General features: G+C 66.1%; 13 protein-coding genes. 7 read left to right on the top strand and 6 right to left on the bottom strand.

The window, feature by feature from the left end; all coding sequences use genetic code 11:
• The coding region (locus KL788_RS14070; RefSeq protein ID WP_293173422.1) for an aldehyde dehydrogenase family protein at nucleotides 1-395 on the top strand (395 nt) is incomplete at its 5' end.
• 13 nt (nucleotides 396-408) lie between these two features.
• Here the strand turns inward: KL788_RS14070 and KL788_RS14065 are convergent.
• Nucleotides 409-912 carry a DUF421 domain-containing protein gene (locus KL788_RS14065; RefSeq protein ID WP_293169233.1) on the bottom strand — a complete coding sequence of 168 codons (504 nt, stop codon included), beginning with the start codon at nucleotides 910-912 and terminating at the stop codon, nucleotides 409-411.
• A 102-nt stretch (nucleotides 913-1,014) separates the two neighbouring features.
• Complete coding sequence (locus tag KL788_RS14060; protein ID WP_293169231.1) at nucleotides 1,015-1,692, bottom strand: hypothetical protein; 678 nt, start codon at nucleotides 1,690-1,692, stop codon at nucleotides 1,015-1,017.
• 82 nt (nucleotides 1,693-1,774) lie between these two features.
• On the opposite strand from KL788_RS14060, the gene KL788_RS14055 reads away from it, so the two are divergent.
• Together KL788_RS14055 and KL788_RS14050 are read left to right on the top strand one after the other, a co-directional pair.
• Complete coding sequence (locus KL788_RS14055) at nucleotides 1,775-2,662, top strand: phytanoyl-CoA dioxygenase family protein (RefSeq protein WP_293169229.1); 888 nt, start codon at nucleotides 1,775-1,777, stop codon at nucleotides 2,660-2,662.
• Nucleotides 2,663-2,774: 112 nt separating this feature from the next.
• Nucleotides 2,775-3,326 carry an OsmC family protein gene (locus KL788_RS14050; protein ID WP_293169227.1) on the top strand — a complete coding sequence of 184 codons (552 nt, stop codon included), beginning with the start codon at nucleotides 2,775-2,777 and terminating at the stop codon, nucleotides 3,324-3,326.
• A gap of 7 nt (nucleotides 3,327-3,333) precedes the next feature.
• Here the strand turns inward: KL788_RS14050 and KL788_RS14045 are convergent, their stop codons facing one another.
• Nucleotides 3,334-4,287, bottom strand: coding sequence for a BadF/BadG/BcrA/BcrD ATPase family protein (locus tag KL788_RS14045; RefSeq protein WP_293169225.1), 954 nt, complete (start codon nucleotides 4,285-4,287; stop codon nucleotides 3,334-3,336).
• A gap of 74 nt (nucleotides 4,288-4,361) precedes the next feature.
• On the opposite strand from KL788_RS14045, the gene KL788_RS14040 reads away from it, so the two are divergent.
• Nucleotides 4,362-4,820 (top strand): DUF488 family protein, encoded by a 459-nt coding sequence (locus KL788_RS14040; RefSeq protein ID WP_293169223.1) that lies wholly within the window; start codon nucleotides 4,362-4,364, stop codon nucleotides 4,818-4,820.
• Here the strand turns inward: KL788_RS14040 and KL788_RS14035 are convergent.
• From KL788_RS14035 to KL788_RS14025, 3 genes are all read right to left on the bottom strand, one after another.
• Nucleotides 4,817-5,638 (bottom strand): hypothetical protein, encoded by an 822-nt coding sequence (locus KL788_RS14035; RefSeq protein ID WP_293169221.1) that lies wholly within the window; start codon nucleotides 5,636-5,638, stop codon nucleotides 4,817-4,819. The genes KL788_RS14040 and KL788_RS14035 overlap by 4 nt on opposite strands.
• Before the next feature lie 310 nt (nucleotides 5,639-5,948).
• Nucleotides 5,949-6,329, bottom strand: coding sequence for a hypothetical protein (locus tag KL788_RS14030; protein WP_293169219.1), 381 nt, complete (start codon nucleotides 6,327-6,329; stop codon nucleotides 5,949-5,951).
• Nucleotides 6,330-6,365: 36 nt separating this feature from the next.
• On the bottom strand, nucleotides 6,366-6,980 hold the full coding sequence (locus KL788_RS14025; protein WP_293169217.1) for an exonuclease domain-containing protein: 615 nt from the start codon (nucleotides 6,978-6,980) through the stop codon (nucleotides 6,366-6,368).
• A 39-nt stretch (nucleotides 6,981-7,019) separates the two neighbouring features.
• On the opposite strand from KL788_RS14025, the gene KL788_RS14020 reads away from it, so the two are divergent.
• The 3 genes from KL788_RS14020 to KL788_RS14010 all read left to right on the top strand — a co-directional run.
• Complete coding sequence (locus KL788_RS14020) at nucleotides 7,020-7,508, top strand: hypothetical protein (protein ID WP_293169215.1); 489 nt, start codon at nucleotides 7,020-7,022, stop codon at nucleotides 7,506-7,508.
• A gap of 69 nt (nucleotides 7,509-7,577) precedes the next feature.
• Nucleotides 7,578-8,522, top strand: a complete 945-nt coding sequence (locus KL788_RS14015) for a DMT family transporter (RefSeq protein WP_293169214.1) — start codon at nucleotides 7,578-7,580, stop codon at nucleotides 8,520-8,522.
• Nucleotides 8,523-8,550: 28 nt separating this feature from the next.
• The coding region (locus KL788_RS14010; protein WP_293173419.1) for an LLM class flavin-dependent oxidoreductase at nucleotides 8,551-9,471 on the top strand (921 nt) is incomplete at its 3' end.

Genomic DNA, 9,471 nt, shown 5'->3' with positions numbered 1-9,471 from the left:
CCACCCTCATCGACAAGGTGCCGACGAGCTCGAAGGTCTACACCGAAGAGATCTTCGGCCCCGTGCTCTCGGTCGTGCGCGTGAAGACCTACGACGAGGGCCTCGCGCTCATCAACAGCTCGCAGTACGGCAACGGCACGGCCATCTTCACGAACGACGGCGGCGCCGCGCGCCGTTTCCAGAACGAGGTGACCGTGGGCATGGTCGGCATCAACGTGCCGATTCCCGTGCCCGTCGGCTACTACTCGTTCGGCGGCTGGAAGAACTCGCTCTTCGGCGACGCGAAGGCCTACGGCACGCAGGCCATTCCGTTCTTCACGCGCGAGAAGGCGATCACCTCGCGCTGGCTCGACCCGAGCCACGGCGGCATCAACCTGGGGTTCCCGCAGAACTAGCGGCGGGCATCCGTCAGGCCAGCGAACCCAGCGCTGATCCGTCGCCGATCTGCTGGCGGCGGATCACGCTGAGGGTTCCGTTCGTCTCGAGCACGACGACCGCGATGTCTGCCACATCGCCGCTGCCGCTCGCGCGCACTGCCTGACGCACGTCGGCTTCGGCGAGCCGGCAGGCTGCGAGAGCATCGGCGTCGAACTGCCCGTCTCGAAGCACGACGCGCGGGTGAGACGTGATCGCGCTCCGAGCACCGGGCCAGCGGGAGGCGATGATTGCGACGACCCATTGCAGAGTGACGAGCAGGGCGATCGCGATGAGGCCTTCGGTAAATGAGACATCGCTGCTGAGCAGGATCGTCGCGAGCGTCGACCCCAGGGCGACCGTCACGATGAAGTCGAACGCGTTGAGCTGGCTGAGCGTGCGCTTGCCGCTCACCCTCAGCACGAGCACGAGCGCTCCGTAGGCGGCCGTGCCGACGAGCACGACGCGCGCCAGGTCGGCCCATGAGTCGAACCACATGTTTCGCTCCCCACCCGAGGGCGCGGCGCCCCCGTCTGAGTCGCCCACGATACGAGTCGAACGCGCGGTTGCGCGCGGGGTGGCCTCGCGGGCGTGAGTGCGCTAAATGAGCTGGCGCGACTGGTACGGCGCGACGATGCGCATGATCGTGCCGTCGGGGTCGACCATGACGGCCACCATGTCGGTGAAGTCGTCGAGCAGGGGAATCTTGGTCGGGTCGACGGCGTCAAACAGATAGGCCGTGCCGAGCGGGTCGGGGTAGTTCACGGGCGGCGAGGCAGCGAGCACGTCTGCTACGTCACCTCCGACGGTCAGGTCATCGAGCGTGCGGATGCTCACTCCGTTGATCGGCTCACCCGTGTCGACCTGAACGATCGAGGGCAAGAAGTACTCGGTGCGCGGCTTCTCGAGGCTCACCGCCGTGAAGTAGATGAGGCCCGAGAAGTCGTAGGTTGCGAAGTCTGCGTAGTGCGTCCCGTCGCCTTCGCGCAGCCCCGGTGTCGGCGCGGGGCCGAAGGCGAGCTCGAGCACCTCGAGCGCGGTCTCGGTTTCGTCGGCCCACACGAACGAGCCGACGAGTGCTCCATCTGAGTCGTAGAGCTCGACGCCGCCGCCGCGCACGACCAGGTCGGCCGGCACGGCCTCTGGCTCGGGCGAAGGGGTGCTCGAGGGCTCCTCGGCGGCCGGCGCGGCGGTCGGAGTAGCTGCCGGCGCGGGCATCGAGCACCCCGTGAGGCCGACAAGGGCAAGAGCGGCGAGCGTGAGCAGGCGGCGGGGCATGGTGTGAGCATCCCGCTGACAGAGTCTCGTGACAATAGGCAGTTTCTACTCGACCGCAAGCACCCTTAGGTATGATCTAAAGATGAACACCGCGGTTCGCCCTGCTCTCGTGATGCACGATGCCGTCGATGAGGCCTTCGTAGCCCAGTACGCCCGCGACGGCTACGCGATTCTCCGCGGCGCCCTCACCCCGGCCGAGGTGGCCGAGGTGAACGCCGAGGCCCTGCGTATCTGCCGGGCTGGTCTGAACCCGGTCGATTCCGGCGTGGATGCTCACCCCGGGCAGAGCGACGCCGACGTGCTGCGGCAGTACCTGTGCATCCACCACCCGCACAAGATCAGCGAGGTCGCTCGGCAGATCATGCAGCACCCTCGGATTGTCGACGGGCTCACGCGGGTGATCGGCCCGAACGTCAAGGCCATGCAGTCGATGCTGTTCATCAAGAGCGAGGGAAAGCCGGGGCAGGCCTGGCATCAGGACGAGCACTTCATCCCGACGCGCGACCGCTCGCTCGCCGGCGTGTGGATCGCTCTCGACGACGCCACCACCGAGAACGGCTGTCTCTGGGTTCTGCCCGGCTCGCACGCCCGCGGCGTGCTCTACCCCGACCGCGAGCAGACCGACGAGCGCTTCGACTGCACCGACGAGGCCTTCGGGTTTCCGTACACCGACGACGACGCCTTGCCGGTCGAGGTGCCCGCGGGGGCCGCATTGTTCTTCAACGGCTACCTGCTGCACCGATCGCTCGAGAACTCGGGGGCCCACGGCTATCGGCGCGCGCTCGTCAACCACTACATGAGCGCCGAGTCGCTGCTGCCGTGGCAGAACGCCGAAGGTCGGCACATCGCCGAGTACGACTTCCGCGACATCGTGATGGTCGCGGGGGAGGACCCGTATGCCTACAAGGGGTTGCGCGACCTCAACGTTCCGGGCTCGCGCGCCGACAAGTCGGGCGGCTGCGACCGCTAGAGACGTCGTGAGCATTGCGTTCGATGACGCTCTGCGACGCTGCGTGACGGTGCGCGACACAGTGTGACAGGCGTACTCGACGCGCGAGCATCCACTGCCTAGCGTCGCCGTCATGACTCTTCTCACTGCACCCCCTGTTCCCGCATCCACTGCTGACGAGCGCGCCGCGCGGCTGACCGACGCCGGAGCGGCGTGGGGCGACCGCATCTCCAAAAACTCCTCCGCAGCTCACTTGACCTACAGCGTCTCCGGATCGGGCGAAGGCTCGGTGGCTTCTCGCATCCGTGCCGGTAAGCACGAGTTTCTCGTCGACGAGCCGGCAGTACTGGCGGGCGACGACGTCGCGGCGAGCCCCGTCGAGTACGCCCTCGGCGCGCTCATCTCGTGCCAGATCGTGGTCTACCGCCTCTACGCTCAAGCCCTCGGAATTGTCGTCGACGACATCCGCATTGACGCAGAAGGCGACTTGGATGCTCGCCGCCTGTTCGGCATCGATGAGACCGTGCGCGCCGGATTCAGTGCGGTGCGCCTCGTCGTGACGCTCGACGGCCCCGAGTCGCCCGAGCGCTACGCCGAACTGCGTGACGCCGTCGACGCTCACTGCCCGGTACTCGACCTGTTCGCGAACCCCACCCCCGTGAGCGTCGAGGTGCGCACGGCGTAGGTGCGAGTCAGTCGCTGAACGCCGAAATGAGTGCCGCGACCGTGCCGGAGGTCTCCCAGCCTGCCGAGCGCAGCGCGAGCAGAATGGCGCCGCCGAGTGGGCTCATCGCGGCGGGCGTGTGCCTGTAGTCAGCATGCACGCGAGCGAGTTCGCGTTCGACGGCATCGATGAATGCGCCGTCGGTCGCGAGCGAGCCCGCGCCCGACCACATCACGGGTGTGCCGAGCGGTGCGCCGACGAGGCGAATTCCGAACGCGGTGCGGCGGGCGAGCGCGGCGACGGCGTTGCGGGCCAGGGACGATGTGTCGACGCGACTCGTTATCGCAGGGGCGAAGGTGCCGAAAGAGCGCTTGACGGTTTCGATCTCATAGGGCGCCTCGACCGCAGCGCGCAACTCATCGACGCTCGCAACCTTCCAGTGCTGCAGTGCGAGCGGCAGCAGTTCATCATCGGCACCATCGCCGACGAGTAAGTGGTGCACAACGTCGTAGGCGATATGGCGAGCTGCTCCGGCGTAGTGATGCAGCTGATCGTTGCGATGTTGTCGGCCATGGCGATCAATGCCGAGCATGATCGAACCGGTGCCGGCAATGACGAGCACACCCGGCTCGCCCAGAAAGGCACCCACGTGCGCGATGGTCGAATCGTTGAGGTGCGTGCGTGACTTGGTGAGGCCGGCGAGGTGAGTGTGATCTGTCGCCCACTTCTGGTCGCTCTCGACATTGAGCCCGGCCATACCGGCCACGAGCGCGACGACATCACCCGTCGAGCGACCAGCGTCGGCCAAGGCTTGCGCGAGCGTGGAACGGACTGCAGCCTCGCTCGTTGAGCTGTGCTCGGGGCTTCCTGCGCCTCCGACCGCCCGACCAACGACGTCAGCGTGCCGGTCAATGCACGCCACCCGCGTCGTCGACCCGCCCGAATCGATGGCGACCACGATCTGCCGTTCGGGGTCAGCCATGGCGTGCCTTTCTCTGAAATGAGTACATGTCGCGTCGATCGAATGCTCGACGATTGCGTGAAAGAATTATCGTCATGGGGGACCAGCGAGGAGTCGTCGGTATCGGGTACGAGGGCCGCGAAATAGGCGAGTTCATCAGGGTTTTGCTAGCTGAAGAAGTGACGATCGTTGTGGATGTTCGTCTCAACGCGCTTTCCCGCAAGCGCGGTTTTTCGAAGAATGGCCTTCGTGCTGCGCTGGCTGAGGCTGATATTGAGTACTTCCATCGGCCAGCTCTCGGCAATCCGAGAGAGAACCGAGATGGCTTCGCTGTGCCGGGATCGAGAGCCGGCGATGCCGCCCGATCGGTTTATGGCGAGATTCTCAGAGCCCCGACCGCTGAAAAGGCACTTCACGAGGTCGCCACTCTCGCGCGCTCGCGTCGCGTCGCTGTGATGTGCTTCGAGAGTGATCAACACGCGTGCCACCGCGAGTTGGTCATCGAAAGCCTCGAATCACAACTCAACGAACGACTGCGGCCCGTAAGCATCTAGAACAGCGGTAACGCCTCGACATCGGATTGTCGCGGGTACCAGACTCCGAGCACGCTGAACTTGTCGCGCTTGACCGGATTCTCGAAGTTGCCCATGAGGAAGTGGCTGTCACGGCCGGACGCGAACATCTCGTCGACAAACTTCGTTTCGATCACGCGCTTGAGTTCGCTGTCTGTCACCGAGCGGAGTCGTTGTTGCAGTGCTGTGAGCTCCCAGTCGAGAATTTGACCACGATGTCCCGAACAGGTCGGCCCCGTGCAACGGTACCGATAGGTCACAACGAGACGCGGAGGCTCGAGTTTCCTCGGCGTGAGTCCCGAACCGAACAGGTCAACTTCCTCAAGAGCGCGGCTCAGGATCGCCCTTTGTTTCTCGTTCCATCCGGGGTGGCGTTCGAAGGTCAGCCCAGTGAGGTCGGCGACTCCACCAAGACCGAGTGAGGGGGCGGCGTGGTCTGCTCTTGCTGCAGCACTGAGTTCACAAGTGTTGGTCAGTGGCAAGTTCCGGAGCGCGTCGACTCTTCGCTCCCAGGGGTCAAAGTGATCCACCCGGCGCACCGACGACCAGTCAGGGGAATAGCTTTCTTTTCGGGAATCTTCGTGTCGCCTCCTGATCTCTAGCTCGATCAGGTCGTACTTCTTGAACTGCAAATCGGTCTCAAGGTGGCGAAAAGGGATCGGGTATAGGCAAATCCATCGCGGAGAATCGTCGTCAAGCCGCACGCCCGCAGTGCATACCGTGTCTTTGTACTTGGTGGACGGTTGTGGGCTCGTCTTCACCGTGATGAGAACTTGTGCCTTCTCTGCGATCACTCTCATGATCGAACAGTAATCCTCACCTCCGACACTGTCTGGCCAAGGCTGCTCATGTCGCTCCCTGCCCAACCCCATTCGCTCGAAGCGGTCACGATCATGTCGGACTAGGTGCAGCAAGGCGACCAGCGCGGACGGATGACCTTCACCGACGACGACGTAAGGCATACGCACGTCGGGCGCAAGCGCGCGGTCAGGTATCGGATGACTCTCGATGTGAAAGCGAAAGGCCTCCGAGCAACCCCAGAGGCCAGACGCCGACCGGGCACTCCCAGTCCACTTCCCTACAACGTAGCAAGCTCGAAACGGCGAATCTCTACACCTGCCGTGCGAGCTGCTTGATCCTCGCCCACGGAATGAGTCTGCGTATGGCGGCGCACTGCGTGGCGGGTCGACCGAAGCCGCCGGCTGACTGAGCTGCGGCTCGCACCACTTCCGGGTCTTCGCCCAGCGCCTCTGCGATCCACAACAAGCCCGGCGCGCACTGGAAGTGGTTGTAGGCGTGCCGCGCGCCGAGCCCGCGCGTCATTCGCCCATATGCTCCTGGCCCGTCGATCTCGTCGAGCCACGCAGTGACGTGCTCTTGTTGGCTCGACCACCAGTGCGCACCCGGAAGGTAAACCCGCTCATACTCGTCAGAGACGGGATAGTGCGGCTCGGCTCTGCGAAGAATCTCGGCGAACTCCGCGCCGGTCATGTCGAACCGTTCTGCCATAGTCGCTGTACCTGCGATCTACGCGAGGGCGGCCGGGCGCCGGTCGGCAGCCTCTGCCTCGGTTGCTGCGCCGGTTCGCCCGACGCTCGTGCCGCAGATGCGCGCGAGGTCGGCGACCTCGGTCACGTCGTGGCGCTTCGCCGCGTGCACGATGATCGCGGCACACGCCTCGGCGTCGGCGAGGGCATCGTGGTGCGCGAAGTCTTCGAAGCCCGCGGCCATTGCCGCGACTGGCAGCCGGTACGAGTCGAGGTGGTAAGTCTTGCGGGCAACCCGCAGACTGCAGACGTACGACAGGCTCGGCACCTCGAGCGCGCTGGCCTTCTGCGCCGCACTCAACACTCCCATGTCGAACCCCGCGTTGTGGGCGGCGAGGGTGTCGCCGTCGACGAACTCGAGAAGTGCATCCACCTGTTCGGCCCACAGGGGCGCGTCGACGATGTCGGCGGCGGTGATGCCATGGATGCGCGTGTTCCACTCGAGCATGTCGTCGAAGCCGAACGGCGGGCGGATCAGCCAGCCCGTCTTGTCGACCACGCGGCCGTCGCGCACCTTCACGAGCCCCACCGAGCACGCCGAGGCCGCGTTGTTGTTGGCGGTCTCGAAGTCGATCGCGGTGAAGTTCAACGGCACACTGCGATCGTGCCACGAGCCGCCGACTACGGTGGGCTCATGACTCGGCGCGCTCGCAGATCGGTGGCACTCGTCACCATCGCCCTGAGCGCTTCGTTGCTGGCCGGCTGTTCGGCCCTGCCGTTTTTCGGCTCGCAGGAATGCGTCAGCTGGGTCACCTTCGACGGCGACCAGCAGATGCTCGCCGAATCTGCGCGGCTCATCGTCGTGGGCGAGGTGATCGAGCAGTCGGGCATGGCGGATCTGTTGGGCGGTGACGCGCGGCTCTACCGCTTCGACGTGCAGGAGGCGAGCGACGAGCGTTATGTCGGTCAGCAGATCGAAATCGCGTCGCGGGCAGACGGATGCGCGGCAGACCCCTACGGCAGCGGCGACCAGCTCGACACCGACGAGCGCATCGCCGTTTTCCTCTCGACCGACGAGCAGTGGAACGGGCTGGCGACGCTCACTCCCTTCGACGGAGTGCTGCCAGCCGACGAGCTTGAACCGGGCCTCGTGCCTGGGTTGCCTCCCGTCGACCCCGCGTGATGAAGCGGCGCGCGGATGCGCGGCTCTGCGCGCACGTGCGCAGCTGCCGCGCGGCCCTAGCCTGAACAGGTGCATCTGCTCCGCCGCTACTCGCCCGCCGTGCTCGCCCAGCTCTTCTGGGCGATGAACTTCGTCGTCGCCGACCGCGTGATCGCCGAGTTCACGCCGCTCGAGCTGACCTTCCTGCGCTGGTTGGGCGCGTTCCCGATCTTGCTCGTCATCACGCTCTGGATCGAGCGCCGGCACCGCGACAAGTGGCGGCTCGCGGCGAAGGAGTGGTGGATTCACATCGTCCAGGCCGTGCTCGGCATGGTCGGCTACACCCTGTTGCTCTACGCCGCGCTCGACACCACCTCGCCGGTCAACGCAAGCGTGATCAGCGCCATCAACCCCGCGATCATCGCGCTCGCCGCCGTCGTGGTGCTGGGGGAGCGCATCCGTCGCGGGGGAGTTCTCGGCATCGTCATCTCGTTCATCGGCGTCGTCATCGTCGTGCTGCTCGGCGGACCGAGCGGTGCCTCCGACCTCAGCATCGTGCCCGGCGACCTGCTCATTCTCGGCGCGATCCTGACCTGGACGGCCTACGTCGTCATCAGCCGCCGCATCCAGACCCCGCCCATCACGGCGACGACCGTGCAGGTGGGGCTCAGCGCGCTCATGCTCGCGCCGGTGATGGCGATCGTGGGCTTTCAGGCTCAGCCCTCGGCCGAGGGCTGGTGGGGCCTCGCGCTCATCACCGTCTTTCCGAGCGCGCTGGCCTACCTGTTGTGGAATGTCGCCGTCACCCAGCTCGGGCCGTCGCGCACGGGCGTCTTCCTCAATCTGCTGCCCGTCTTCACGGCGATCATCGCCGTCGCGCTCGGCGACCAGCTCACCGTGTGGCAGGTGGTCGGCGGGCTCATCGTGCTCGCGGGCGTCTACCTGACGACGCGGCCGGGCGCGACGGTCTCCGCCCCGTCGGCGGCCGCCGCGCCGGTTCCGGATGCTGCAGCCGAGCCGCGCGAACGGGAATAGTTCTGCATGCGAACGCATTGACCAGAGCATGACGAAGCTCGGATTTCTGTCGTTCGGAAACTGGATGGGCGTGACCGGCTCGCGCACCCGCACGGGTGGCGAAGCCCTGCTGCAGGGCGTCGAGCTCGCGGTCGCGGCCGAGGAGGTCGGCGTCGACGGCGCGTACTACCGCGTGCACCATTTCGCCCAGAACCACTCGAACCCGTTCCCGATGATGGCGGCCGCGGCCGCGCGGACGAGCCGCATCGAGCTCGGCACGGGCGTCATCGACATGCGCTACGAGAACCCCTGGGCGCTCGCCGAGCAGGCCGGCGCCACCGACCTCATCAGCGGTGGGCGGCTGCAGCTCGGCATCAGCAGGGGATCACCCGAGACCGTCGTCGACGGCTGGCGCTCGTTCGGGTACGTGCCGGCCGAGGGGCAGACGGATGCGGACATGGCCCGCGAGCACACCGACCTCTTCCGTCGCGCGATCGACGGCGAGGGCTTCGCGCCTGGCAACCCGCGCATGATCGGCACTGACAAGCCCCAGCCGGTGACCCCTCAGTCACCAGGCCTGTACGACCGCATCTGGTGGGGTGCCGGCACGCGCGCGACCGCCGTGTGGACGGCCGAGCAGGGCATGAACCTCATGAGCTCGACGCTGCTGACGGAAGACACCGGAGTGCCGTTCGACGAACTGCAGGCCGAGCAGATCGCGATGTTCCGCGAGGCCTGGGCGGCGCGCGGATGGAAGCGTGAACCCCGCGTGTCGGTCAGCAGGAGCATCCTGCCCATCATCGACGAGGAGACGCAGTACTACTTCGGTGTGCAGGCGCAGGCTGAGCAGACCGATCAGGTCGGCATTCTCGATGGCTCGCGCTCGCGCTTCGGCCGTTCGTACATCGGCGCGCCCGACCTGATCGCCACCGAGCTCGCGCGCGACGCGGCCGTGCAGGCCGCCGACACG

It is taken from the genome of Microcella sp. (assembly GCF_019739195.1).
GTDB lineage: Bacteria > Actinomycetota > Actinomycetes > Actinomycetales > Microbacteriaceae > Microcella.
This window is presented reverse-complemented; position numbering and strand designations above follow the sequence as displayed.